General features: G+C 68.3%; 21 protein-coding genes. 16 read left to right on the top strand and 5 right to left on the bottom strand.

Annotation, left to right across the window (positions count from 1 at the left end; all coding sequences use genetic code 11):
- Positions 1 to 3: 3 nt before the first annotated feature.
- Positions 4 to 192: a hypothetical protein gene (locus MQH31_RS05075; RefSeq protein WP_134532531.1), complete on the bottom strand. Its 189-nt coding sequence runs from the start codon at positions 190 to 192 to the stop codon at positions 4 to 6.
- Between the two features lie 138 nt (positions 193 to 330).
- Here MQH31_RS05075 and MQH31_RS05080 point away from each other — a divergent pair, with 138 nt between their 5' ends.
- The 3 genes from MQH31_RS05080 to MQH31_RS05090 are packed head-to-tail and all read left to right on the top strand — an operon-like array spanning position 331 to position 5950.
- Positions 331 to 963 carry a TetR/AcrR family transcriptional regulator gene (locus MQH31_RS05080; RefSeq protein ID WP_243011164.1) on the top strand — a complete coding sequence of 211 codons (633 nt, stop codon included), beginning with the start codon at positions 331 to 333 and terminating at the stop codon, positions 961 to 963.
- Between the two features lie 5 nt (positions 964 to 968).
- Positions 969 to 3992, top strand: coding sequence for an MMPL family transporter (locus MQH31_RS05085; protein WP_243011165.1), 3024 nt, complete (start codon positions 969 to 971; stop codon positions 3990 to 3992).
- Positions 3989 to 5950 carry a YhgE/Pip family protein gene (locus tag MQH31_RS05090; protein WP_243011166.1) on the top strand — a complete coding sequence of 654 codons (1962 nt, stop codon included), beginning with the start codon at positions 3989 to 3991 and terminating at the stop codon, positions 5948 to 5950. The genes MQH31_RS05085 and MQH31_RS05090 overlap by 4 nt, the downstream gene beginning before the upstream one ends.
- Positions 5951 to 6052: 102 nt before the next feature.
- Here MQH31_RS05090 and MQH31_RS05095 read toward each other — a convergent pair whose 3' ends face one another.
- On the bottom strand, positions 6053 to 6895 hold the full coding sequence (locus MQH31_RS05095) for a sugar phosphate isomerase/epimerase family protein (RefSeq protein WP_372488112.1): 843 nt from the start codon (positions 6893 to 6895) through the stop codon (positions 6053 to 6055).
- A 151-nt stretch (positions 6896 to 7046) separates the two neighbouring features.
- Between MQH31_RS05095 and MQH31_RS05100 the strand changes: the two genes are divergently transcribed.
- From MQH31_RS05100 to MQH31_RS05130, 7 genes are all read left to right on the top strand, one after another.
- The gene (locus tag MQH31_RS05100) at positions 7047 to 9296 is read left to right on the top strand and encodes a bifunctional alpha,alpha-trehalose-phosphate synthase (UDP-forming)/trehalose-phosphatase (RefSeq protein ID WP_241976051.1); all 2250 of its coding nucleotides are present in this window, start codon (positions 7047 to 7049) and stop codon (positions 9294 to 9296) included.
- A gap of 43 nt (positions 9297 to 9339) precedes the next feature.
- Positions 9340 to 11034 (top strand): dihydroxy-acid dehydratase, encoded by a 1695-nt coding sequence (ilvD, locus tag MQH31_RS05105; protein ID WP_134532517.1) that lies wholly within the window; start codon positions 9340 to 9342, stop codon positions 11032 to 11034.
- 38 nt (positions 11035 to 11072) lie between these two features.
- On the top strand, positions 11073 to 12917 hold the full coding sequence (locus tag MQH31_RS05110; RefSeq protein WP_243011168.1) for an acetolactate synthase large subunit: 1845 nt from the start codon (positions 11073 to 11075) through the stop codon (positions 12915 to 12917).
- A gap of 4 nt (positions 12918 to 12921) precedes the next feature.
- Positions 12922 to 13431 carry an acetolactate synthase small subunit gene (gene ilvN, locus MQH31_RS05115; RefSeq protein WP_134532511.1) on the top strand — a complete coding sequence of 170 codons (510 nt, stop codon included), beginning with the start codon at positions 12922 to 12924 and terminating at the stop codon, positions 13429 to 13431.
- Positions 13432 to 13497: 66 nt separating this feature from the next.
- A complete protein-coding gene (gene ilvC / locus MQH31_RS05120; RefSeq protein ID WP_134532509.1) occupies positions 13498 to 14526 on the top strand; it encodes a ketol-acid reductoisomerase in 1029 nt (342 codons plus the stop codon).
- Positions 14527 to 14637: 111 nt separating this feature from the next.
- On the top strand, positions 14638 to 15216 hold the full coding sequence (locus MQH31_RS05125; RefSeq protein WP_243011169.1) for a DNA polymerase III subunit gamma/tau: 579 nt from the start codon (positions 14638 to 14640) through the stop codon (positions 15214 to 15216).
- Positions 15213 to 15617, top strand: a complete 405-nt coding sequence (locus MQH31_RS05130; RefSeq protein WP_243011170.1) for a hypothetical protein — start codon at positions 15213 to 15215, stop codon at positions 15615 to 15617. The genes MQH31_RS05125 and MQH31_RS05130 overlap by 4 nt, the downstream gene beginning before the upstream one ends.
- A 27-nt stretch (positions 15618 to 15644) precedes the next feature.
- Here MQH31_RS05130 and MQH31_RS05135 read toward each other — a convergent pair whose 3' ends face one another.
- Complete coding sequence (locus MQH31_RS05135; protein WP_243011171.1) at positions 15645 to 16049, bottom strand: DoxX family protein; 405 nt, start codon at positions 16047 to 16049, stop codon at positions 15645 to 15647.
- 96 nt (positions 16050 to 16145) lie between these two features.
- Here MQH31_RS05135 and serA point away from each other — a divergent pair, with 96 nt between their 5' ends.
- Complete coding sequence (serA, locus tag MQH31_RS05140; RefSeq protein ID WP_134532500.1) at positions 16146 to 17738, top strand: phosphoglycerate dehydrogenase; 1593 nt, start codon at positions 16146 to 16148, stop codon at positions 17736 to 17738.
- On the opposite strand, the gene MQH31_RS05145 is transcribed toward serA, so the two are convergent.
- Positions 17728 to 18321, bottom strand: a complete 594-nt coding sequence (locus MQH31_RS05145; RefSeq protein ID WP_243011172.1) for a TetR/AcrR family transcriptional regulator — start codon at positions 18319 to 18321, stop codon at positions 17728 to 17730. The two genes, serA and MQH31_RS05145, sit on opposite strands and share 11 nt — an antisense overlap.
- 89 nt (positions 18322 to 18410) lie before the next feature.
- Here MQH31_RS05145 and MQH31_RS05150 point away from each other — a divergent pair, with 89 nt between their 5' ends.
- The 4 genes from MQH31_RS05150 (at position 18411) to MQH31_RS05165 (ending at position 23049) form a co-directional block, all read left to right on the top strand.
- A complete protein-coding gene (locus tag MQH31_RS05150; protein WP_243011173.1) occupies positions 18411 to 19937 on the top strand; it encodes an MFS transporter in 1527 nt (508 codons plus the stop codon).
- A 99-nt stretch (positions 19938 to 20036) separates the two neighbouring features.
- On the top strand, positions 20037 to 21119 hold the full coding sequence (locus tag MQH31_RS05155; RefSeq protein WP_134532493.1) for a 3-isopropylmalate dehydrogenase: 1083 nt from the start codon (positions 20037 to 20039) through the stop codon (positions 21117 to 21119).
- On the top strand, positions 21116 to 22288 hold the full coding sequence (locus MQH31_RS05160; RefSeq protein WP_372488114.1) for a branched-chain amino acid aminotransferase: 1173 nt from the start codon (positions 21116 to 21118) through the stop codon (positions 22286 to 22288). Before MQH31_RS05155 ends, MQH31_RS05160 begins: the two co-directional genes overlap by 4 nt.
- Positions 22285 to 23049, top strand: a complete 765-nt coding sequence (locus MQH31_RS05165) for a fumarylacetoacetate hydrolase family protein (RefSeq protein WP_243011174.1) — start codon at positions 22285 to 22287, stop codon at positions 23047 to 23049. The genes MQH31_RS05160 and MQH31_RS05165 overlap by 4 nt, the downstream gene beginning before the upstream one ends.
- A gap of 9 nt (positions 23050 to 23058) precedes the next feature.
- Here the strand turns inward: MQH31_RS05165 and MQH31_RS05170 are convergent, their stop codons facing one another.
- A complete protein-coding gene (locus tag MQH31_RS05170; RefSeq protein WP_243011175.1) occupies positions 23059 to 23664 on the bottom strand; it encodes a TetR/AcrR family transcriptional regulator in 606 nt (201 codons plus the stop codon).
- Positions 23665 to 23783: 119 nt separating this feature from the next.
- Here MQH31_RS05170 and MQH31_RS05175 point away from each other — a divergent pair, with 119 nt between their 5' ends.
- Positions 23784 to 24815 (top strand): NADP-dependent oxidoreductase, encoded by a 1032-nt coding sequence (locus MQH31_RS05175; protein ID WP_243011176.1) that lies wholly within the window; start codon positions 23784 to 23786, stop codon positions 24813 to 24815.
- Positions 24816 to 24848 lie beyond the last annotated feature (33 nt).

Here is a 24848-nt window from a genome sequence, read left to right on the forward strand (position 1 = left end):
TTTCTAGCTGTCGATTTGCCGCTCATCGGCATCTTTGACGATGGTGCCTATCGCGACGGCTGCGCTCAACGCCCAGCCGATCCACATGAGCACCAATCGCCAGTCGCGCGGACCGCGCCGGGTGGCCTGCAGGATGTTCCAACCGCCGGCGACGACGCCGAGCATCGCGCTGCTGAAGATGAATTTTCGCATGGGTCCTCCGGGAACCACGGTACCCGGATCGGGGCGGCGACGGGCGCAGGCGCGATTCATCGTCCGGCATGTTTCCGGCCGGTGAACAATCTGACCGATCGTGCAGGAACTGACCGATCGGTCAGCTAAAGTAGTCCAGTGCAGATCGAACCGGAAGCCATACTCCCCGTAGTGACCGCGACCGCGACCGTCCGTCCCGGTGCGGGCGCCGAGTTGCGGGTCATGGCACTACAGCAGTTCGCCGCCGTGGGATTCGCCGGAACCTCGCTGCAGCAGATCGCGGCATCCGCCGGATACTCGAAATCGAGCGTGCTCTACCATTTCGCCTCGAAGGACGCTCTCCTCGGGGAAGTGCTGACCCCGGCCATCGAGCGTCTCGAGGCCATCCTCGGCGATTTCACCTCCACCTCCGAGGACGCGGCCTCCCGCAGGCAGTTCGTCGAGGACTTCGTCGATTTCCTGCTCCAGTACCGACTCGAAGTCCATGTCCTGATCAACCAGGCCCAGTCCCTCAAGGGCATCGACGTGATCGACAGGGCCAGGGCCCTGATCGTGCGCCTCGGAGACGCCCTCTGCCAGGAACACGCGACGACCATCGACCGGATGCGCTTCGGTGTCGCACTCGGCGGTGCCGCGTATTCCCTCGTCGCAGGCCTGACCTTCTTCGATGAGGACATCACGCCGCCCGACGACCTGCGTCCCGCCCTCATCACTCTCCTCTCCGAACTCCTCGCCCCCGTCGCCGTCCGCACCACCCAGTCCAGGAAGTAATCACAATGGCAACCCTTCTGTATCGGATCGGCCACTTCGCCTATAAGCGCGCGTGGCTCGTCATCGGCGTCTGGGCGCTCCTCCTCATCGGGATCCTCGGCGGCGGCATCGCCCTCGGCGGCAAGACCGCGGAGTCGTTCGCGATTCCGGGCACCGAATCGCAGGATGCGATCGACCAGCTCGCCGCCGTCTTCCCCCAGGCGGCGGGCGCCTCCGTGCAGGTGGTCTACCGGACACCCGACGGGGCATCCGTCACCGCGGAGCCGTACAAGACGGCCATCACCGACATGGCGACCGCACTCGAGTCCGTTCCCGGCGTCGTGTCCGTGATCACCCCGTATTCCGAGTACGCCTCGAGCGCCATCTCGAGCGACGAGGCGACCGCGCGCAGTGTCGTGCAACTCGACGGGCCATCCGCAGACGTGACGGACGCGACCCTCAACGCCGTCACGGCGACGGCCGCGATCGCCGAGAAGGCCGGTCTCGAGGTCGCCTTCGGCGGCCAGGTCTTCTCGTCCAATACCTTCGGCATCACCATCACCGAGGTATTCGGCCTCCTCTTCGCCGGGGTCGTGCTGCTGATCACCTTCGGCTCGCTCGCCTCGGCGGGAATGCCGCTGCTGATGGCGCTCATCGGCGTCGGCGTGGCCATCGGCGGCATCACGGCGATCTCCGCGTTCGTGCCCGTCTCGAGCACCGCGCCGATGCTCGCGATGATGCTCGGGCTCGCGGTCGGAATCGACTACTCGCTCTTCATCCTGTCGAGGCATCGGACCCAGCTCGCGAGGGGCGTCGAACCGCACGAATCGGCCTCGACGAGCGTGGCCACCGCCGGGAGTGCGGTCGTCTTCGCCGGGCTCACCGTCATCATCGCCCTGCTCGGACTGCTCGTCGTCGGAATTCCCTTCCTGAGCGTGATGGGCGTGGGAGCCGCGGTCGCCGTCTTCATCGCCATCCTCGTCGCCATCACCCTCCTGCCGGCCATCCTCGGCCTGGCCAAGGGCCGCCTCACCCCGAGACCCGGCGGGCGCGCCCACAACCGGGCGACCATGCCGGACACCGGCCGGCCCACGATGGGCCGCCGCTGGGTCGGCCTCGTAATGAAGGCACCGATCGTCGCCGTGATCCTCGTCGTCGGAATCCTCGGCACCCTCGCGATCCCCGCCCTCAGCCTCGACCTCAACCTGCCGGACGGCGCCTCCGAGCCGGTCGACTCGACCCAGCACAAGGCATTCACCATGATCGAGGAGGGCTTCGGCCCCGGCTATAACGGCCCGCTCATCGTGGTGGTCGACATCACCCAGACCACGAACATCTTCCCGGACCTCGAGACGATCAGCGCCAAGCTGCGCACCCTGCCCGACGTCGCCTTCGTCGGCAAGGGCACCCCGAACGCCACGGTCGACACCGCCATCATCCAGGTGATGCCGAACAGCGCACCGAACGACCCGAAGACCAAGGACCTCGTCCAGGCCATCCGCGACCTCGCGCCGGGGATCGACTCCGAACTTGGGACTCCCGTCACGGTGACGGGAGCGACGGCCGTGTCGATCGACATCTCGAACCGGCTGAGCAACGCGCTCATCCCGTTCGCGCTCATTGTCGTCGGGCTCTCCATCATCCTGCTGACGATGGTGTTCCGCTCCGTCTTCGTGCCGGTCAAGGCTGCGATCGGGTTCCTGCTCTCCGTCTTCGCCTCGATCGGCGCGACCGTCGCGATCTTCCAGTGGGGCTGGTTCGCCGACCTGCTCGGGGTGAGCACGCCAGGCCCGATCCTGAGCTTCCTGCCGATCCTGCTGATGGCCGTGCTCTTCGGACTCGCCATGGACTACGAGGTCTTCCTCGTCTCCGGGATGCGTGAGGAGTATGTCAAGAGCAACGACGCGCGCCAGGCCGTCGTCTACGGCTTCGCACACGCCGCCCGCGTCGTCACCGCAGCGGCGCTCATCATGTTCTTCGTCTTCTTCGCCTTCGTGCCAGACGGCACCGGGGCGATCAAGGGCATTGCGTTCGCCCTCGCCGTCGGCGTGTTCCTCGACGCGTTCCTGGTGCGGATGACACTCGTGCCCGCCGCGATGGCCCTCGCCGGCCGTGCGGCCTGGTGGCTGCCGCGCTGGCTCGACCGGCTGCTCCCCAACGTCGACATCGAAGGCGAAGGACTTCGCCACCACATGCTCGACAGTCACTGGGCGAAGGCGCAGGACGGCGCCATCACCGCAGACCAGGCAGTCTTCGGCCTGCCGGGCAGCACGATCGGCCCGCTCACCGTTTCCGTGCCGACCGGATCGGTGCTCGTCCTCACCGGGACCACCGCCCATCGCCGGGTGGTCGCCGCGACGCTCGCCGGCCGCCTCGACCCGGTCTCCGGCCGACTTCAGGTCCTCAGCTATCCGCTGCCCTCCGAACGCGGTCGCGCTTTGCGTGTCGTCGCGCTCGCCGACGTCGGCGACAGCCGCGACAACGGCCTGACCACGGGCGAGCTGCTCGCCGAACGGCTCGACCTCACCCAGCCCCGGTTCCGCTCCCGCAGCCGCCGCGCCCAGCTCGACGGCTGGATCGGACGCATCAATCGCGCCGTCGCCGACGACATCTCCCCGGTGCCGGCGATCACCGCGGAGACCCCGGTGTCCTCCCTCTCCGCCGTCTCCCGTGCCGCGGTTCTCGTCGCTGCGGCGCTCGCCGAGCGTCCGGGCGTCGTCGTCATCGACCTCGGCGACGGGCTCCCCGCCGATCCCGCGGGCCCCGGCATCGGCGTCGTGGTCGCACGGCTCGCCCCCGCGGACACCACGCTGATCCTCGCTGCGGCCTCGCAGCATCCGCTCACCGCCGCCGGCCGGGCCGTGCAGGTCGTCGACCTCGAAGAGCTCGCGCCCGCCGAACCGGCGGAGCTCGCTTCCGTCGGCGCTCTCGGCGGGTACCCGCCGCTCGAACCGGAGCCACGTCATGCGACCCGGCCAACGGACACCCTCGACCCCCGCGACGCCGTCATCGGCGCCGACTCCCTGGATGGAAAGGCCGCACTGCGATGAGCACCAGGCTCGAACGACTCTTCAGCCGCACGCCGGGACAGCGCCGCTGGACCTTCGGCGCCGTACTCGCCGGACTCATCGTGGTACCGCTCGCGGTCGCAGGCGTCTTCGCCGGCGCGCTAGCGACCGCAGACCAGCGGCTCGACACCCTGCCCGCGATCGTCGTCAACAATGACACCTTCGTGACCACGACCGCCGCAGACGGCACGAAGCAGACCGTGCTCGCCGGGCGCCTGCTCGTGACCGAGCTCACCGCGCCGGCATCCTCGAGCACGGCCTCGACCGGGTTCGCCTGGACGATCTCCAATTCCGCGGACGCGGCGGCCGCCCTCGCCTCCGGCAAGGCGTACGCGGTGCTCACCATCCCCGCCGACTTCTCGAAGTCGATCACCTCGATCGGTACCGCAGCACCAACCCAGGCCGAACTCGCCATCCGCACCGATGACGCGCATTCCTACCTCGCGGGAACCGTGGCGGGGTCGGTCGGGTCCGCGATGACGGGCGTCTTCGGTCGTCAGATCACGACCCAGTACCTGAGCGGCCTGTACAAGGGACTGACGACGCTCGGCGGCTCGCTGACCACGGCAGCGGATGGCGCCGGCCAGGTCTCGACGGGCGTCACCGGAGTGGCCAGCGGCCTGGACTCCCTCTCCGGGGGAGCGGCCTCTGCGGCCACCGGTGCGGCGTCCGCCGCGACCGGAGCGTCGAGCTTCGCAACCGGAGTGACCGCGTACACGAACGGGGTCGATGCGCTCAGCGCCGGCCTCGGCAAGCTCAACACCGGCACGGCGGGGCTCAGCGCCCTCAGCAGTGGCGTCGCCCAGTACACCGGGGGAGTCACGCAAGCGGCGACCGGATTCACGGATCTGAAATCAAACTTCGACCAGATCTCCGCAGCCATACTGGCCAATCCCGCGAATGCAGGCTACAAGGAAACTCTTGACAAGTATGCGGCCGGACTGACCCAGTTCCAGGGCGGCCTCGACACCCTCTCCACCCAGGGTGCCGGACTCAGCCAGCAGACGACATCCGCTCTCACGGGCGTGCAGGGCGGCGTCGCGCAGAGCGCGACGGGGGCCGCGAAGCTCGCCGCGGGATCCGCATCGCTCCGTTCGGGCGCGACCGGGCTCGCCTCCGGGGTGGCCGGCCTCTCCAGCGGCGTCTCCCAACTCGCGACGGGGACCGCTGCCGCGGCGACCGGGGTGCACCAGCTCGAGACGGGCGCGAGCCAGCTCGCGACCGGGCTCGCGTCCGGCGCCGAAAGCGCGAAGAAGCTGAACCAGGACGATCCGGCGCAGTCGGCTTCGGTCGTGTCGGAGCCCGTCGCCATCACGACGAGCCGCGACAACCCGATCACCACGATCGGCCCGCTCCTCGGGATGGTCTTCGTCCCGGTCGGCCTCTGGATCGGCGCCCTCGCGATCTTCCTCGTGATGCGCCCGGTGACGAGGACGGCGCTCGCCTCGACGGCCTCGACCGGACGTCTCGTCTCCCGTGGCTTCGGCCGGGCATTCGGCCTCGCCGCGGCCCAGGCGGTCGTCGTGGTCGCACTCCTGCACGCATCGCTCGGCGTGACCTGGACTCTGCTCCCTGCGACGCTCGGCTTCGCGGTCTTCCTCGCGTTCGTGTTCGTCGCGGTGCACCAGTTCCTCACCGTCGCGTTCGGACGGGTCGGGATCGTTGTGTCCCTCGTGCTCCTCGCCCTGCAACTCACGGCGGTCGGCGGTCTCTACCCGATCGAGCTCGTCTCGGCGCCGTTCCAGGCGATCAGCCCGTTCCTGCCGCTCACCTGGGCCGTGCGCGGCATGCAGGGGATCGTCTCCGGCGGCGGCGCCGGCGCGCTCGATGCCGTGGGCGTCCTGCTGCTCTTCGCGGTGGTGTGCATCGGCCTGACGTTCTGGGCCGTGGCCGCCAAGCGCGGTCCGCGCTCCTTCGCCCTGGCCCTCGCCCGCGGCTGACGCAGCAGCTCCTTCCGCGAAGGCGGGTGAATCGTCGGTCTGAGCGCATCAGACCGACGATTCACCCGCTTTCGCGCGTGTGTGGGCGGGTGTGGGGCGCCGCTAGTGCTGCTGGCCGGGGCGCAGGGACTCGTGGGCGCGGGGCGAGCGCGGGGCGCGGCGCACCCGACGCTGGGCGGTGTGCAGGCGGGCGAACGCGAGGGTCTCCACGAGCAGCACGAGGCGTTCCTGTTCGGTGCGGGCCTTCCGGGTGTTGACCTCGGCGACGATGCGACCTTCCCAGCCCGTGCGCGCGAGCAGGTTGAGCACCTCGGCGACGGGCTCATTGCCCCGGCCGGGAAGCAGGTGCTCGTCGAAGACCTTGCCCTCGTCGAGGGAACCGGACCCGTCGCAGAGATGCACGTGCCGGAGGCGGTCGCCGAGCTCCGTCGCCATCGCGAGGCTGTCGAGCCCGCTCAGGGCGCAGTGCGAGAAGTCGAGCGTGACAGCGTCGCAGTCCATCCGGGTGGTGTCCCAGCCGGGGGAGTACGCCTTCATGCTCCGGCCGCCGAACTTCCAGGGGAACATGTTCTCCACCGCGATCTCGATGCCGGTGTGCGCGCCGATCTCGCGCACGGAGTCGAGGAACGTGACGGCGAAATCGGCCTGCCAGCGAAACGGCGGATGCACGACGACGGTTCGCGCCCCGACCTCGGCCGCGAGCGCTGCCGACCGTTCGAGCTTCACGAGCGGGTCCCGACCCCAGACGAAATGAGTGAGCAGGAGCACGGGAGCGTGGATCGAGAAGATCGGCAGCTTGTACTTCCGCGACAGGGCCAGGAGCGCACCGGCGTCCTGGGTGACCTCGTCGCGGGAAACCATGATTTCGATGCCGTCGTAGCCCGCGAGTTTCGCGAGCCGGAAGGCGTGCTCTGTCGAGAGCGGATAGGCGCACGTGGTGCTCATGCCGATGCGAATCATTGGCGCCAGAGTAAACCCGACTGCTGAACAGCGGGTGTCCCGTGCCCCAATTTTCAGGGGGCTCCATCCGGCCTGCTGGTATCCTTGGAAGTTCACCGAGGTGCGTGCGCCATGCAGGTACCGGAACGGACCAGCCATTTCGATTGAAGCCGTTGACACGCCCGCAGCCGAGCCGAAGGTCACGTACGCCCTCGTCGCCGTCTCGAACCGGCTGCCCGTCGACTTTGTCGTCGCCGAGGACGGCACCGAAAGCTGGAAGACCTCACCCGGCGGTCTCGTCACCGCACTCGAGCCGCTGATGCGCTCTTCGGACGGCGCGTGGGTCGGCTGGCCCGGCGTCGCCGACCGCGAGTTCGCCCCGTTCGAGAACGACGGCATCAACATCGTTCCCGTCTCGCTCACCGACGCCGACCTCGAGGACTACTACGAGGGTTTCTCCAACGACACCCTCTGGCCGCTCTACCACGACGTGATCTCCCCGCCGAGCTTCCACCGCGAATGGTGGGAGGCGTACGTGCGCGTCAACCGGAGGTTCGCCGAAGCGGCTGCCGAGGCCGCGGCATCCGGTGCCACGGTCTGGGTCCACGACTACCAGCTGCAGCTCGTGCCGCGGATGCTGCGGGACATGCGTCCAGACCTCGTGATCGGCTTCTTCAACCACATTCCGTTCCCGCCCTACGGCATCTACGCTCAACTCCCGTGGCGCAAGCAGATCCTCGACGGCCTGCTCGGCGCCGACCTGATCGGCTTCCAGCGGCTCGCGGATGCCGGCAACTTCTCCCGGGCGGTCCGTCGCCTCTTCGGGTACTCCACCCGTGGTGTCGCGATCGACGTGCCGGGCGCCGGGGGACACCACCGCCGGGTGATCGCCAAGCATTTCCCGATCTCGATCGACGCCGTCGCATACGCCGACCTCGCGAAGCAGCCGGAGATCCAGGCCCGCGCGCGCCGCATCCGCGAAGACCTCGGCAACCCGAAGACGATCATCCTCGGCGTGGACAGGCTCGACTACACCAAGGGCATCGGCCACCGGCTGAAGGCCTTCGGCGAGCTCCTCGAAGACGGGTCCATCTCCGTCGAGGACGTCACCCTCGTGCAGGTCGCGAGCCCCTCCCGGGAACGGGTCGGCGCATACATGGCACTCCGCGACGAGATCGAACTCGCCGTCGGCCGCATCAACGGCGACTATTCGACGATCAGCCACACCGCGATCAGCTATCACCACCACGGGTATCCGCGCGAGGAAATGGTCGCCCTGTACCTCGCAGCAGACGTCATGCTCGTCACCGCCCTCCGCGACGGGATGAACCTCGTCGCGAAGGAATATGTCGCCGTCCGCGGCGACAACGACGGCGTGCTCGTGCTGAGCGAATTCGCCGGCGCGGCCGACGAACTCAAACAGGCCGTGCTGATCAACCCGCACGACATCGACGGAATGAAGGCGGCCATCCTGCGCGCGATCGCGATGCCGCGTCCCGAAAGGCAGCGACGGATGCGTGCCCTGCGTCGCAAGGTGTTCGACAACGACGTCGCCGCCTGGTCCTCGTCCTTCCTGCGCACCCTCACCGAGGGCGCGGCCGTGCAGCCCGGCGTGCCCGATGACCTGGTGCACGCGCTCCGCGACTTCAGTTCGGCCGATTCGCTGCTCGTCGCGCTCGACTTCGACGGCACCGTCGCCCCGATCGTCGACAACCCGCAGGACTCGCGTGCCGTGGCCGGCACCCGCGAGGCCGTCGAGCGCCTGATCGGGATGGACGGCGTGCGGGTCGCCCTCGTCTCCGGCCGGTCGCTCGCCAGCCTGCGCCAGGTCGCCGAACCGCAGATCGAGGTTCTCCTGACCGGATCGCACGGCATCGAGGTGCAACTGGACACCCCGGACGAAGAGCTCGGGCTCAACCAGGACGAGCTCGCCCAGCTCGACACGCTCACCCGCGTGCTCGAGCGGGTCTCGGCATCCGTGACGGGCGCCTGGATCGAACGGAAGCCCGCCGGGCTGGCCCTGCACACCCGCAAGGCGACAGCGCAGGCGTCCCAGGCCGTGCAACGCGACGCCCGCGCGCAGCTCGGCGCCGTGCTGCCGGATCTCACCGTGCGCGAGGGCAAGAACGTGCTCGAATTCGCCGTGCGTTCGAGCTCGAAGGGCGATGCGCTCGAACGGCTCCGTCTGTACACGGGCGCCGACCGCGTGTTCTACGCCGGAGACGACGTGACGGACGAAGACGCCTTCACCGCGCTGCGCCCGGGCGACCTGGGCCTGAAGATCGGTGCGGGCACGTCCCTCGCCGGCTACCGGGTGCGCGGGCCGGAAGAAGTGCCGCTCGTGCTGCAGCTGATCGCCGACCTCCGGGAGGCTGCGGGAAAGACCGGAACTCCCAGCGAACGGTAACCCTGCGGCAAAGTTCCCGAAACACAGGTTCTAGAATCACTACATGCCTGAGATCGATCTGAAACCGCGTAGTCGCGACGTCACCGACGGAATCGAAGCCACGACCTCCCGCGGAATGCTCCGCGCGGTCGGGATGGGCGATGCAGACTGGGACAAACCCCAGATCGGCATCGCGAGTTCCTGGAACGAGATCACCCCGTGCAACCTGTCCCTCGACCGCCTCGCGCAGGCGGCCAAGGAGGGCGTGCACTCCGGTGGCGGCTACCCGCTGCAGTTCGGCACCATCTCCGTCTCCGACGGCATCTCGATGGGCCACGAGGGCATGCACTTCTCCCTCGTCTCCCGTGAGGTCATCGCGGACTCCGTCGAGGTCGTCATGCAGGCCGAGCGCCTCGACGGCTCCGTCCTGCTCGCCGGCTGCGACAAGTCCCTTCCGGGTATGCTGATGGCCGCCGCCCGTCTCGACCTCGCGAGCGTCTTCCTCTATGCCGGCTCGATCGCGCCCGGCTGGGTCAAGCTCTCCGACGGCACCGAAAAAGACATCACCATCATCGACTCCTTCGAGGCCGTCGGCGCCGTCAAGGCCGGGCGGATGTCCGTGGAGGACGCCAAGCGCATCGAATGCGCCTTCGCCCCCGGCGAGGGTGCCTGCGGCGGCATGTACACGGCGAACACCATGGCGAGCGTCGCCGAGGCCCTCGGCATGAGCCTGCCGGGATCCGCGTCCCCCGCCTCTGCCGACCGCCGCCGCGACTACTACGCGCACCGCTCCGGCGAGGCCGTCGTCAACCTGCTGCGCCTCGGCATCACGGCCAGGGACATCCTCACCCGCAAGGCCTTCGAGAACGCGATCGCCGTGGCCATGGCCTTCGGCGGCTCCACGAACGTCGTGCTGCACCTGCTCGCGATCGCCCGCGAGGCCGAGGTCGAGTTGAGCCTCGACGACTTCAACACGATCGGCGACAAGGTTCCGCACATCGGCGACCTGAAGCCGTTCGGCAAGTACGTCATGAACGACGTCGACCGCCACGGCGGGGTGCCCGCCGTCATGCGCGCCCTGCTCGAGGCCGGCCTCATCCACGGGGACGCGCTCACCGTCACCGGCAAGACCGTTGCGGAGAACCTCGCGGAGATCGACCCGCCGGACCTCGACGGCGAGGTGCTCCGCACGCTCGACAACCCGATCCACAAGAGCGGCGGCATCACCATCCTCAAGGGTTCGATGGCTCCGGAGGGTGCGGTCGTCAAGACAGCCGGCTTCGACAGCGACGTGTTCACCGGGCCCGCCCGCGTCTTCGAGCGCGAGCGCGCGGCGATGGACGCCCTCACCGAGGGCGCCATCGAAAAGGGCGACGTCGTCGTCATCCGTTACGAAGGCCCCAAGGGCGGCCCCGGAATGCGGGAGATGCTCTCGATCACCGCGGCCATCAAGGGCGCCGGGCTCGGTGCCGATGTACTACTGTTAACGGACGGCAGATTCTCAGGCGGCACAACCGGACTGTGTATCGGCCACATAGCACCCGAAGCGGTGGACGCAGGTCCGATCGCCTTCGTGCGCGATGGTGATCTCATACGGGTCGATATCGCAGCTCGCACGCTCGACCTACTGGTCGACCCTGAAGAGCTCGACGCCCGACGAGTCGGCTGGGCGCCTCTCCCCCCGCGCTACACTCGCGGCGTGCTCGCCAAGTACACGAAGCTCGTGCAATCGGCGGCCGTTGGCGCCGTCACGGGGTAGCGCTCACCATTCGTACTCGACCTTAGGGACCTGACTCAATGACCGCGGAACAGAACCCCGTGCCATCACCCACGCCCTCGCCGACTTCGGCCGCCTTACCGTCCGCCGCGGCGACGGCCGCGGCCGGCTCCGGTGAGCCCGAACTCCTGACCGGCTCCGGTGCCATCATCCGCACCCTCGAACTGCTCGGCGTGACCGACGTCTTCGGGCTGCCCGGCGGCGCCGTCATCCCGCTGTACGACGAGCTGATGACCCAGGACGCCATCCGGCACATCCTGGTGCGCCACGAGCAGGGCGCCGGCCACGCTGCGGAGGGCTACGCCTCGGCGAGCAACCGCGTCGGCGTCGCCATCGCGACCTCCGGTCCCGGTGCCACGAACCTCGTCACGGCGATCGCGGACGCCTACATGGACTCGGTGCCGATCCTGTGCATCACCGGCCAGGTCTTCTCGACGCTGATGGGCACGGATGCCTTCCAGGAGGCTGACATCGTCGGCATCACCATGCCGATCACGAAGCACTCGTTCCTGGTCAAGCGGCCGGAAGACGTTCCCGGTGCGATCGCATCCGCCTACCTGATCGCCTCGACCGGCCGGCCGGGTCCCGTTCTCGTCGACATCACCAAGGACGCCCAGCAGAAGACGGCGCCGTTCATCTGGCCGCCGAAGATCGACCTGCCCGGCTACCGGCCGATCACCAAGGCCCACGGCAAGCAGGTGCAGGCGGCCGCCCAGCTGCTCGCCGACGCCAAGAAGCCCGTGCTGTACGTCGGCGGCGGAGTCATCCGCGCCCGCGCATCCGCCGAGCTGCTCGCCTTCGCCGAACTCACCGGCACCCCCGTCGTCACGACGCTGATGGCTCGCGGCGCCTTCCCCGACTCGCACGACCTGCACCTCGGGATGCCGGGCATGCACGGCACCGTCCCCGCCGTCCTCGCCCTGCAGGAGGCCGACCTCATCATCGCGCTCGGCGCCCGCTTCGATGACCGGGTCACCGGCAAGGTCAGCGAATTCGCACCGAACGCCACGATCGTGCACGTCGACGTCGACCCGGCGGAGATCTCCAAGATCCGTACGGCCGATGTGCCGATCGTCGGAGACGCCAAGGACGTGCTCGCCGACCTCGCCGTCTCGTTCTCCGCGGTGCTGAAGACGACGACGCCGGACTTCACCGAGTGGTGGACCTACCTGGACGGTCTCCGCAAGGAGTACCCGCTCGGCTATTCCGAGCCGGCCGACGGCCTGCTCGCTCCGCAGTACGTGATCAAGCGCATCGGCGAACTCACCGGGCCGGAGGGCATCTACGCGGCAGGCGTCGGCCAGCACCAGATGTGGGCGGCCCAGTACATCAAGTACGAGCGTCCGAACTCCTGGCTCAACTCGGGAGGCGCCGGCACGATGGGCTACTCCGTTCCCGCTGCGATGGGCGCGAAGGTCGCCGAACCCGACCGGGTCGTCTGGTCGATCGACGGCGACGGATGCTTCCAGATGACCAACCAGGAGCTTGCGACCTGCACGATCAACAACATCCCGATCAAGGTCGCGATCATCAACAACTCCTCGCTCGGCATGGTGCGCCAGTGGCAGACCCTCTTCTACGACGGACGGCACTCCTTCACCGACCTGAACACGGGGCACGGCTCCGCGATGGTGCCCGACTTCGTGAAGCTCGCCGAGGCGTATGGTGCGCTCGGCATCCGGGTCACGAGCGCCGACCAGGTCGACGACGCGATCAAGCTCGCCCTCGCGACGAACGACCGTCCGGTCGTGATCGACTTCGTCGTGAGCCGGGACGCGATGGTGTGGCCGATGGTGCCGCAGGGTGTCAGCAACAGCTACGTGCAGTACGCCAAAGACCACGCACCGACCTGGGGAGAGGAGTAAGCCCATGAGTTCCCACGTCCTGAGCCTCCTCGTCGAGGACAAGCCCGGCCTGCTCACCCGCGTCGCCGGCCTCTTCGCCCGGCGCGGATTCAACATCGAAAGCCTCGCGGTCGGCCACACCGAGATCCCCGGCCTGTCGCGGATCACCATCCTCGTCGACGTCGAAGACCTCCCGCTCGAGCAGGTCACGAAGCAGCTCAACAAGCTGATCAACGTGATCAAGATCGTCGAGCTCGACCCGGCACAGTCCGTGCAGCGCGAGCACCTGCTCGTCAAGGTGCGTGCGGACAACACGACGCGGTCCCAGGTGCTCGAGGCGGTGACGCTGTTCCGTGCGCGGGTCGTCGACGTGGCCACCGACTCCGTCGTGATCGAGGTCACCGGGGATTCCGGCAAGACGCAGGCGCTGCTGCGCGTGCTCGAGCCCTATGGAATCAAGGAAATCGCACAGTCCGGACTGCTCGCCATCGGCCGCGGGTCCAAATCGATCACCGAACGCGTGTTCAAGAGCTAGCGTTCGCCCAGCAACCCCCTTTCTTCACCGACCTTTCTTCACCAAACAACTAGGAGATAACCACTCGTGTCTGAGATTTACTACGACAAAGACGCTGACCTGTCGATCATCCAGGGCAAGAAGGTAGCCGTCATCGGCTACGGATCGCAGGGACACGCGCATGCCCAGAACCTCCGCGACTCGGGTGTCGAGGTCGTCATCGGCCTCAAGGAGGGCTCGAAGTCCAAGGCCAAGGCCGAAGAGGTCGGCTTCACCGTCCTGAGCACCGCCGAGGCGGCCAAGTGGGCCGATGTCATCGTCATCCTCGCGCCCGACCAGGTGCAGCGTCACCTGTACGCCGCTGACGTGCTTCCGAACCTCGCCGCCGGGAAGGCGCTCGTCTTCGGACACGGGTTCAACATCCGCTTCGGTTACATCACTGCTCCGGAGGGCGTCGACGTCGTCATGGTCGCCCCCAAGGGACCGGGACACACCGTGCGCCGCGAGTTCGAGGCCGGCCGTGGCGTTCCCGTCATCGTCGCCGTCGAGAAGGATGCGACCGGCAATGCCTGGCCGCTGACGCTCAGCTACGCGAAGGCGATCGGCGGGCTCCGTGCCGCCGGCATCAAGACCACCTTCACCGAAGAGACCGAGACCGACCTGTTCGGCGAGCAGGCCGTGCTCTGTGGCGGCGTCTCGCAGCTGATCCAGTACGGCTTCGAGACCCTGACCGAAGCCGGCTACCAGCCGCAGGTCGCCTACTTCGAGGTGCTGCACGAGCTCAAGCTCATCGTCGACCTGATGTGGGAGGGCGGCATCGCCAAGCAGCGCTGGAGCGTCTCCGACACCGCGGAGTACGGCGACTACGTCTCCGGCCCCCGCGTGATCGACCCGCACGTGAAGGAGAACATGAAGGCCGTTCTCGCCGACATCCAGAGCGGCGCGTTCGCCGAGCGTTTCATCGCAGACCAGGACGCCGGAGCACCCGAGTTCCTCGCGCTCCGCAAGAAGGGCGAAGAGCACCCGATCGAGGCCACCGGCCGCGAGCTGCGCAAGCTCTTCGCGTGGAACGCCTCGAACGACGACGACTACGTCGACGGCGAAGCCGCCCGCTAGACACCGCACCACGCACCGCGTACACCGCACGACGAACGGCGGGGCTCCTCCACCCGAGGGGCCCCGCCGCTTCGCTTAACGCCGACAGCCTCCGACGGCTACTCTGGCCCTATGACTTCAGCACCACGCGGCGACGTTCCGCACGACGACGACGACGCGCTCGGCTGGGCCGGCGACGACGATCCCACCCTGCAGACCCGGTCGGAAGACGCCGACGCCCGCGAAAGCTCCCGCACGCCGGTCGAGCCGGACCCCGGTGCCTCCGCACCGGCATCAACACCGGCATCACCACCGGCATCCGAACCGGTCTACGCCGCGCTGCCGGACGGCTGGAGCGTCAAGGGCCCGACCGCTGCAATCGAAGCGGATGCCGCGGCCCGCGGCTCGGACCGCTCACCGATGAGCTCATTCACCCTGATCTCCCTCGGCGTCTTCGGCGGCATCTACCTGCTCTTCACGATCGGCTGGTTCATCGGTGTGAGCAGGATCGACAACCCGCTCGGCGATGCGCTCGCGAGCTTCATGTTCAGCCTCGGAACGTGGCTCGCCGTCGCTGCCCCCGTCGCCTGGTTCGCGGTGACGCTCTGGCTGACCCCGACCCGGCCGCGCGGCCGGATCCTGTGGCTGCTCCTCGGCGTCGTGCTGCTCGCCCCGCTCCCACTGCTCGTGAGCGGAGGGGCCGTCGCATGAGCGAGCCCATCGCACTCCCGAACCCGTCCGGCACCGGTACGTCCGGAACCGGCACTGCCGGAACCGACGTCGCGTCGAAGCGCCGCAGGCCCTCCTGGCCGTTCCTGGTCGTCGCCGTCTTCTTCGGACTCTTCTACGCCTGGGACGTCTGGTCGGGCCTCGGGAACCTGATCGGCCTCTCCCTCAACGCCGGGTCCCTCGACACCCAGCTCAGCGGGTTCGGCTGGGGAATCCTGCTCGCCGGGGTGCTCCTGCCGATGCTGATCTTCCTGCTCGCCGCCCGGATCGGACGGGGCAGGCCGCTCTACGCGCAGGCGGCACTGTTCCTCGTGGGCCTGGCCCTCGCATCCGCCCTGGCCCTCGACATCTACCAGTTCGGGCTCGGCAGCCTCATCGTCTGATCGAGGCGTCGGGCCTGGTCGGCAGGCTCAGAGAATGGCGAGCACGACGAGGGCGATCAGCGCGACCTGCTCGAGGACGCGGATCCGGAGCGGGATCGCGGCCCGGCCGAAGCGCTGCGGGTCGCGGGCGGCGAACGCGTTGGCCGGGAAGACCGCGATCAGGAAGATCACGAGCAGCACCCCGGTCACCCCGACCGTGGGAGGCCAGAGCAGGCCGAGGCCGCCCAGCATTTCGCAGACACCCGTGAACATGACCAGGACGACGGGGCCCCGCGCGCCGAAGATTGCCGTGAAGCGGAATCCGGGCGGGATCATCGCCGCCATCGTGCGCTGGACCACGGGGACGAAATGGGTGATCCCCGCGCCGAAGAAGAAGACGGCCAGAAGGCAGCGCAGGACGAACTGGAGGGAGTCCAACGTAACAGTGCTCATTGGGGAATATTACGGCCGATAGACTCGACGCAATACTGGCGCCCCACGGTCGCGGCGCGAGCCACAATTGCTGCTGCTATCGGAGGTTCTGTTTTCGTGTCAAAACCAGTCGTTCTTATCGCTGAAGAATTATCACCCGCAACCGTCGACGCACTCGGACCCGACTTCGAGGTCCGTACTGTCGACGGCACGGACCGGCCGGCCCTTCTCGCCGCGCTCGCATCGGCAGACGCCGTGCTCGTGCGCTCCGCGACCAAGGTCGACGCCGAGGCCATCGCGGCAGCGCCCCTGCTCAAGGTGATCGCTCGCGCGGGTGTCGGACTCGACAACGTGGACATTAAAGCAGCGACGGCCGCCGGTGTGATGGTCGTCAATGCGCCGACTTCGAACATTATCTCCGCCGCCGAACTGACCGTCGGCCACATCATTAGCCTGGCCCGCCACATCCCCGCAGCGAGTGGCGCTCTCGCGGAGGGGCAGTGGAAGCGCTCCAAGTACACCGGCGTCGAACTCTACGAAAAGACCGTCGGCATCATCGGCCTCGGCCGCATCGGCGCGCTGATCGCCGCTCGGATGCAGGCCTTCGGCACGAAGATCATCGCGTTCGACCCGTACATCACCTCCGCCCGCGCGCAGCAGCTCGGCGTCGTGCCCGTGACGCTCGAGGAACTCCTGGCCCAGTCCGACTTCGTCACCATCCACATGCCGAAGACCGCGGAGACGACCGGCATGATCGGCGCCGAGCAGTTCAAGCTCATGAAGCCGACCGCGTTCGTGATCAACGTCGCCCGTGGCGGCCTCATCGACGAAGACGCCCTCTACGACGCCCTCACCGCAGGCACCATCGCCGGGGCCGGCCTCGACGTGTTCGTGTCGGAGCCCCCGACCGGCTCCAAGCTCCTCGGCCTGGAAAACCTGATCACCACCCCGCACCTCGGCGCATCGACAGACGAAGCCCAGGAGAAGGCCGGAGTCTCCGTCGCCAAGTCGGTACGCCTCGCCCTCTCCGGCGAACTCGTTCCCGACGCGGTCAACGTCGCCGGCGGCGTCATCGACCCCTACGTGCGTCCCGGTATCCCGCTCGTCGAGAAGCTCGGCCAGGTCTTCTCCGGCCTCACCGCACAGAGCCCGCTCACGAGCGTCGACATCGACGTGCGCGGCGAACTCGCCGACTACGACGTGAGCGTGCTGCGCCTCGCCGCGCTCAAGGGCATCTTCACGAACGTCGTGAGCGAGACCGTCTCCTACGTCAACGCGCCGCTCCTCGCCGAGCAGCGCGGCATCGCGGTCCGCCTGCTCACCGACAAGGAATCGCCGGAATACCGCAACGTCATCCAGATTCGTGGCGCCCTCGCCGACGGCTCGCAGGTGTCCGTCTCCGGCACCCTGACCGGCACGAAGCAGATCGAGAAGATCGTCGAGATCAACGGGTACGACGTCGAGGTCACCTTCGCCGAGCACCTGATCGTGATGGTCTACACCGATCGCCCCGGAATCGTCGCCGTCTACGGCCGCGAGTTCGGCGACGCCCAGATCAACATCGCGGGCATGCAGATCGCCCGCCACGAGGCCGGCGGCAAGGCGCTGAGCGTGCTGACCGTCGACTCACCCGTCTCGACGGCACTGCTCGGGACCGTGCGCGACGCGATCTCGGCCGACGTGATGGTCGAAATCGCCATCACGGAGTAGCCGGTCCATCGGTCATCCGACCGATCACGGCGAGCAACCGGTCCAGTCTCGCCGCCGACACCACGTCGGTGGCGGGCTGGGCCGGGCTCGCGATCGTGGCTCCGAAGTACAGTCCGTCACTGATCAACAGGATCGCTTCCGCGACGTCCGGATCCCCGACGGTCTCCTCGATGACTGCCAGCCACTGGCGCCGGGTTGAGACCATTGCTGCATTCGCGAGAGGATGCGACCCCTGCGCCAGGCGCACGGTCGCGGCGATCGTGCGGTCGAGTGCCGTGCCCACACTTAGGGAAGTGCGGATCAGGTAGTCGACCGGCCCGGCCGGAGCCGACCTGATCTGTTCGATGTCGGTGGCGACGAGATCTCCCAGTCGGGTCAGGAGTCCCTGGACCAGGGCATCCTTCGTGCCGAAGTGATATAGGAGCCCGCCCTTCGACAGGCCGGCCTCCACCGCGACATTCTCGAGGGTTGCCGCCCGTTCGCCCTGGTCGATCAGGAGACCGGTGAACGCGTCGAGGATCCGGTACCGGGTCGAGGACTGCTCGGCTGACCGGATCGGTGGCTGTGCGGGCACGGGTGTCATAGTGCTACTGTACCGTCTGGACGGTACAGTTCGTACCGTCCCCTCCTGCGACGGTTTAAGCCGTCCCTCGCCCGGAAAGTTGCTGCACAGTGTCAACCCCCACCCGCCCCCGCACCCTCTTCATACCCGGCGCCGCGCCCGTACGCCGCTGGTGGGCACTTGCGGTGCTGATGCTGCCAGTGCTGCTCGTGTCGATCGACAACACCGTGCTCAACCTCGCCCTGCCGCAGATCTCCGAGGCCCTCAGCCCGAGCGGCACCCAGCTGCTCTGGGTGATCGACATCTACCCCCTCGTGCTCGCGGGGCTACTGGTGTCGATGGGCAGCCTCGGCGACCGGATCGGCCGACGCCGCCTGCTGCTGATCGGCTCCGCGGGCTTCGGAGTGATGTCGGTGATCGCGTCTTTCGCCCCGAGCATCGAATGGCTCATCCTCGACCGTGCGGCCCTGGGCATTTTCGGGGCAATGCTGATGCCGCCGACACTCGCGCTGCTGCGGTCCGTCTTCACCGACCGCAACGAACGCCGCCTCGCCATCGCCATCTGGGCGAGCGGCTTCGCGGCCGGAAGCGCACTGGGGCCCGTCGTCGGCGGCCTCATCCTCGAGAACGGGGAGTGGGGATCCGTCTTCCTGCTCGCTGTGCCGCTGTTGCTGCCCCTGCTCGTGGTGGCGCCGCTGATCGTGCCAGAATCCCGGGACCCGAACCCGGGCGCGATCGACGTGCCGAGCATCCTGCTGTCGCTCGTGACGATGTTCCCGATCGTCTTCGGCATCAAGACCCTCGCCGATACCGGTTTCGGTGTCGCCGGAATCGCGTCGATCGCGGTGGGACTGGTGGCCGCGCTCCTCTTCGTCCGTCGGCAGCGGTCTCTTCGCGTGCCGATGCTCGACCTCGCGCTCTTCCGTCGCGGCTCGTTCAGCGGCGCCGTCGGGGTCAACTTCCTGAGCGTCGTCGCTCTCGTCGGCGGACTGTTCTTCGTCTCGCAGTACCTGCAGCTCGTCCTCGGGCTCGAGCCCCTCGCCGCCGGTCTGGTGCTCGTGCCCGGCCTGCTCGCGATGATCCTGGCCGGATTGCTCGTCGTCCCGATCGCCCGGCGGGTCCGGCCGTCGGTCGTGGTCCCGGCCGGGCTGTTGTTCTCGGCGGCCGGGTACACGGCGTTCGCGGTCGGCGGCGCCGGATTCGGCCCTGCCGGTGTGGCCGTCGCCTTCGTCGCCCTCGGGATCGGGATCGGGGCCGCCGAGACGGTGTCGAACGAATTGATCGTCGCGAGCGCACCGCCGGAGAAGATGGGCGCGGCATCCGCTGTCGGGGAGACCGCCTACGAACTGGGTGCGGTGCTCGGCACCACGGTCCTGGGCAGCATCCTCACCTCCGCATACCGCTCCGCGGTGGTGCTGCCGGACGGGCTCGGCGCCGGACAACGGGCGGCGGCGGGGGAGACCCTCGGCGGGGCCGTTGCCGTCGCGGCCGACCTGCCTGCCGGAGCAGGCCGGATGCTGCTCGAATCCGCGAGGGAGGCCTTCCTGAGCGGAATCGGCCCGACCGCCTGGATCGGAGCCGGACTCGTGGTCGTTGCCGCTCTGGTCGGCTTGGTCGCGCTGCGCTCGGCGCGGTGAACGGGCCTCGGGCGCTGGCGTGCCGGTACTGCGGGGATCACCCGACCTGACGCGTCGCAGTAGGGTTTGGGTACAGCAATCCGAGCCCCCAGGAGTCCCATGTCCCGTCAGATCAAGCTCGCCGTCATTCCCGGAGACGGGATCGGACCCGAAGTCGTCGCAGAAGCCGTCAAGGTGCTCAGCGCCGCGACGGTCGCCGATGACGTCGAGTTCGCGCTGACCTGGTTCTCGCTCGGCGCGACCCGGTTCCTCGAGACGGGCGACGTGCTCACCGATGCGGACCTCGGGGCGATCGCCGCCCAGGACGCCATCCTGCTCGGCGCCGTCGGGGGAGTGCCCGGCGACCCGCGCCTCGCGAACGCGAACATCGAGCGGGGCCTGCTGCTCCGGCTGCGCTTCTCGCTCGACCACTATGTCAACCTGCGCCCGAGCGTGCTGTTCCCCGGTGTGCCGAGCCCGCTCGCGGCCCCGGGCAACGTCGACTTCGTCGTCGTGCGCGAGGGCACGGAAGGACCGTACGTCGGCAACGGCGGCGCCATCCGCCAGGGCACCGCGCACGAGGTCGCCAACGAGGTCTCGGTCAACACGGCCTTCGGAGTCGAACGCGTCGTACGCTTCGCCTTCGAAGTCGCCCAGGGCCGCCCGGCCAAGCATCTGACGCTCGTGCACAAGACCAACGTGCTCGTGTTCGCGGGCGGACTGTGGCAGCGGATCGTAACCGCGGTCGCCGCGGAATACCCCGACGTGAGCGTCGACTACCTGCACGTGGACGCCGCGACGATTTTCCTCGTCACAAATCCGAGTAGATTTGATGTCATCGTCACGGATAACCTCTTCGGCGACATCCTCACCGACCTGGCGGCCGCAATCAGCGGCGGCATCGGCCTGGCAGCATCCGGGAACATCAACCCGGACGGCCGGTTCCCGAGCATGTTCGAACCGGTGCACGGTTCGGCCCCCGACATTGCGGGCAAGCAGCTTGCGGATCCGACGGCCGCCATCCTTTCCGTCGCCCTCATGCTCGATCACCTGGGCCTGACGGATGCCGCGGCCCGGGTCAGGGACGCGGTGGTCGCCGATATCGCGGCCCGTACCGGAAACGGAGCATTCACGGCGTCGCGCGGTACCAGCGAGGTGGGCGACGCCATCGTGACTCGAATGACAGACAAGGGACTCCAATGAGCCAGGCAGCACTGAGCGACACCACCATCACCGAAACCACCACAGACCCGACGACGGGTGCCTTCCCGCTGACCTTCAGCCTGACGCCGTCCACGATGGCGCGCACGAGGGCCGAGCGCGAGGAGATCCTCGCCGACCCCGGTTTCGGCAAGAAGTTCACCGACCACATGGTCTCGATCGACTGGACGGTCGAGGAGGGCTGGCACGACGCCCGGGTCATCCCGTACGGCCCGCTGCAGCTCGACCCTGCCTCGTCCGTGCTGCACTACGGCCAGGAGATCTTCGAGGGCCTCAAAGCGTATCGCCACGCCGACGGCTCGATCTGGACCTTCCGCCCCGAGAAGAACGCCGACCGCTTGCAGCGTTCGGCACGCCGGCTCGCCCTGCCGGAGCTCTCCGAGAGTGATTTCATCGAGTCCATCCGGCAGATCATCGCCGTGGACGGCGACTGGGTGCCGTCTGACCATGAGACGAGCCTCTACCTGCGTCCGTTCATGATCGCGAACGAGAGCTTCCTCGGTGTGCGCGCCGCCCACAAGGTTGGGTACTACGTCATCGCGAGCCCCGCGGGCGCCTACTTCGCCAACGGCGTCGCCCCGATCAAGATCTGGCTGTCGACCGAATACGCCCGCGCCGGCCGCGGCGGCACCGGGGCCGCGAAGTGTGGCGGCAACTACGCCGCCTCGCTCCTGCCGCAGATGCAGGCCTATGACAACGACTGCGCCCAGGTGCTCTTCCTCGACGGGGAGACCGGTTCGCACATCGACGAACTCGGCGGCATGAACGTGTTCTTCGTCTACGGCACCGACACGCTCGTCACCCCGAGGCTGACCGGAACCATCCTCGAGGGCGTCACGCGCGACAGCATCATCCAGCTCGCCCGCGACCGGGGGCTGACCGTCGAAGAGCGCGACGTGACCCTGGACGACTGGCGCGACGGAATCGCATCCGGTGCCATCACCGAGGTCTTCGCGTGCGGCACCGCCGCCGTGGTCACCCCGATCTCGCAGCTCAAGGGCCCAGGCGGCCTCGCCATCGGCGATGCCGATGCCCCGGCCGGCACGATCACCATGGCCCTCCGCCAGGAACTCACCGACATCCAGTACGGGCTGCTGCCCGACCGGCATGGCTGGCTCACCCGCCTCGACACGCCTGCGGGCCAGGCGTGAAGGTCGCGCGGTTCAGCCTCGATGGCGTGATCGCCTTCGGCATCGTCGACGACGATGAGCTTGTGGTGCTCAAGGGCGATCCGATGTTCGCCGGATATGACCCGACCGGCGACCGGGTCGCCCTGCGCGACGTGAAACTGCTCGCGCCGGTGATCCCGCGGTCCAAGATCGTCGGCATGGCGCACGCGTTCTACTCTGACGACGAGGAACGCGAGCAGGCCGAACCGCGCGAGCCGCTGTTCTTCCTCAAGCCGAACACCGCGGTGATCGGGCCGGACGACCCGATCTTCCTCCCTGCGCAGTCCCACGACGTGCGCGTCGAGGGCGAGCTCGCAATCGTGATCGGCAAGATCGCGAAGAACGTGACGGTCGAGAACGCGGAGGACGTCATCTTCGGGTACACAATCGCAAACGACGTGACGGCGCGCGATCTCCTCGAGCGCGACGGCCAGCTCGCCCGCGCCAAGAGCTTCGACTCGTTCTGCCCGCTCGGCCCCGTGATCGACACCGAGTACGACTGGACCAGCCTGCATCTGACCGGTCGGGTGAACGGCGAGAAGTTCCAGAAGGGGACGGCTGAGCTCTACAAGCACTCCGTCGCCGAGGTCGTCGCGTTCGTCTCGAGCGTCTTCACGCTGCTCCCGGGCGACGTGATCCTCACAGGCGCACCCGACCGGGCCGAGAAGGTCCGCGACGGCGACGCCGTGCAGATCGAGATCCCGGGCATCGGGATCCTGACGAACCCGGTCAAGCGGCTCTAGTCGAGTCGGTCAGGGGTGCCAGGACTGGACCTGGGCGGTCGCCGTCGCGAGGAGCGCGAGGGACTCGTCCCGGTTCACCCTGGCGAGCAGCATGACGCTCATCGAGAGCGAGGCGAGCGTGCGTGCGCGCTCGTCGAGAACGGTCGGCGCGGCATCCGTGCCCGGTTCGGACTCGGCCGCGGCGCCGGCGAGGGCGTTGCGCAGCGCCGCGGTGAGTTCGGCACGATAGTCGTCGACGACCTTCCTCGCGAGCGCGTCGTGGCCGGCGAGTCCCGCTGCGCAGTTGACCAGCAGGCACCCCCGGCGCGGAGAATCGTCCGGCAGCGAGGCTACGGCGAGGCTCAGCCCTGCGTAGTACTCGAGCAGGGCGACCCGGCCCGCCGATTCGGCGAGCAGCGGACGCAGGCGTGGGCGGATGACCGTCTCCAGATAGTCCGCGACGGCGGCATCGAAGAGCCCGCGTTTGCTCCCGAAAGCGTGGTACAGGCTCGACCGATTGAGCCCGGTGACGCGCTCGAGGTCGGCTAGGGACGCCGCCTCGAAGCCGCGGTCCCAGAAGAGGTCGCGCGCCGCTGTCACCACGATGGGAGTGTCGAAGCTTGCCGTGCGGCCCATCTCGGTCTCCAGTCACTGGTCGGGTTTTTGTGTACCGTTCGATTCAGCATATACTAAACCGGTCGGTACAAAAACGTTCCGAGCGCCACGTTCGGCACAGACCAGTACAGGAGTCACCCATGACCGCGCCCAGCACATCCACTACGTCCAGCACCCAGATCCAGCTCGCCGCACGCCCCGTCGGATGGCCGACGGCGGCCGATTTCCGCACGGTCCACGTCGACCTCCCTGACCTCGCGCCCGGTGAGATCCGCGTCGCCAACGAGTTCGTCTCCGTCGACCCGTACATGCGCGGCCGGATGAACGACGTGAAGAGCTACTCGCCGCCCTACGCGCTCGATGAGACCATGTCCGGCGGCGCGGTCGGCCGGGTCGTCGCATCCGCTGCCGACGGATTCGCCGTGGGCGACGTCGTCGTGCACCAGTACGGATGGCGCGACCTCGTGCAGGCCCCCGCCGAGGGCTTCCGCGTCGTCCCCGAGCTGCCCGGCGTTCCGCTCTCCGCCTACCTCGGCGTGCTCGGGATGACCGCGCTCACCGCCTACGTAGGCCTCCTCGACATCGCGGGCATGCAGCCCGGCGACACCGTCTTCGTCTCCGGCGCTGCCGGCGCGGTCGGCAGCATGGTGGGGCAGATCGCACGGCTCAAGGGCGCAGGCCGCGTCGTCGGCTCTGCGGGCACGCCCGAGAAGGTCGCGCTGCTCACGAGCAAGTACGGCTTCGACGCCGCCTTCAACTACAAGGACGGCGACATCGCCGGCCAGCTCGCCCTCGCCGCGCCCGACGGCATCGACGTCTACTTCGACAACGTCGGGGGAGAACACCTCGAGGCCGCCCTCGGCGCCTTCAAGGACGGCGGCCGCGCGGCCCTCTGCGGCGCGATCTCCAACTACAACACGACGGAGGCATCCGCCGGACCCCGCAATATGTCGAACATCGTCACCCGCGGGCTCACCCTGAAGGGCTTCACCGTCGGCAACTACCTGCAGCACTTCGGCGCGTTCTCGGCCGAGATGTCCGGCTGGCTGACCAGCGGCGCCGTCGTCTTCGACGAGACCGTCGTCGACGGGATCGACAACGCGGTCGAGGCCTTCCTGGGCCTCATGCGCGGAGAGAACACCGGCAAGATGGTCGTTCGCACCGTCGCCTGAGCCGACTCGGTCCCGCTCCATGACCCGCATTCA

This window comes from Cryobacterium zhongshanensis, assembly GCF_022760445.1.
GTDB lineage: Bacteria > Actinomycetota > Actinomycetes > Actinomycetales > Microbacteriaceae > Cryobacterium > Cryobacterium algoricola.

Excerpts from the sequence above, each read along its gene's own strand:
- MQH31_RS05075 (WP_134532531.1), bottom strand. The coding sequence starts at position 192 with ATGCGAAAATTCATCTTCAGCAGCGCGATGCTCGGCGTCGTCGCCGGC.
- MQH31_RS05085 (WP_243011165.1), top strand. The coding sequence starts at position 969 with ATGGCAACCCTTCTGTATCGGATCGGCCACTTCGCCTATAAGCGCGCG.
- MQH31_RS05090 (WP_243011166.1), top strand. The coding sequence starts at position 3,989 with ATGAGCACCAGGCTCGAACGACTCTTCAGCCGCACGCCGGGACAGCGC.
- MQH31_RS05095 (WP_372488112.1), bottom strand. The coding sequence starts at position 6,895 with ATGAGCACCACGTGCGCCTATCCGCTCTCGACAGAGCACGCCTTCCGG.
- ilvD (WP_134532517.1), top strand. The coding sequence starts at position 9,340 with ATGCCTGAGATCGATCTGAAACCGCGTAGTCGCGACGTCACCGACGGA.
- MQH31_RS05110 (WP_243011168.1), top strand. The coding sequence starts at position 11,073 with ATGACCGCGGAACAGAACCCCGTGCCATCACCCACGCCCTCGCCGACT.
- ilvN (WP_134532511.1), top strand. The coding sequence starts at position 12,922 with ATGAGTTCCCACGTCCTGAGCCTCCTCGTCGAGGACAAGCCCGGCCTG.
- MQH31_RS05125 (WP_243011169.1), top strand. The coding sequence starts at position 14,638 with ATGACTTCAGCACCACGCGGCGACGTTCCGCACGACGACGACGACGCG.
- MQH31_RS05130 (WP_243011170.1), top strand. The coding sequence starts at position 15,213 with ATGAGCGAGCCCATCGCACTCCCGAACCCGTCCGGCACCGGTACGTCC.
- MQH31_RS05135 (WP_243011171.1), bottom strand. The coding sequence starts at position 16,049 with ATGAGCACTGTTACGTTGGACTCCCTCCAGTTCGTCCTGCGCTGCCTT.
- MQH31_RS05145 (WP_243011172.1), bottom strand. The coding sequence starts at position 18,321 with ATGACACCCGTGCCCGCACAGCCACCGATCCGGTCAGCCGAGCAGTCC.
- MQH31_RS05155 (WP_134532493.1), top strand. The coding sequence starts at position 20,037 with ATGTCCCGTCAGATCAAGCTCGCCGTCATTCCCGGAGACGGGATCGGA.
- MQH31_RS05160 (WP_372488114.1), top strand. The coding sequence starts at position 21,116 with ATGAGCCAGGCAGCACTGAGCGACACCACCATCACCGAAACCACCACA.
- MQH31_RS05170 (WP_243011175.1), bottom strand. The coding sequence starts at position 23,664 with ATGGGCCGCACGGCAAGCTTCGACACTCCCATCGTGGTGACAGCGGCG.
- MQH31_RS05175 (WP_243011176.1), top strand. The coding sequence starts at position 23,784 with ATGACCGCGCCCAGCACATCCACTACGTCCAGCACCCAGATCCAGCTC.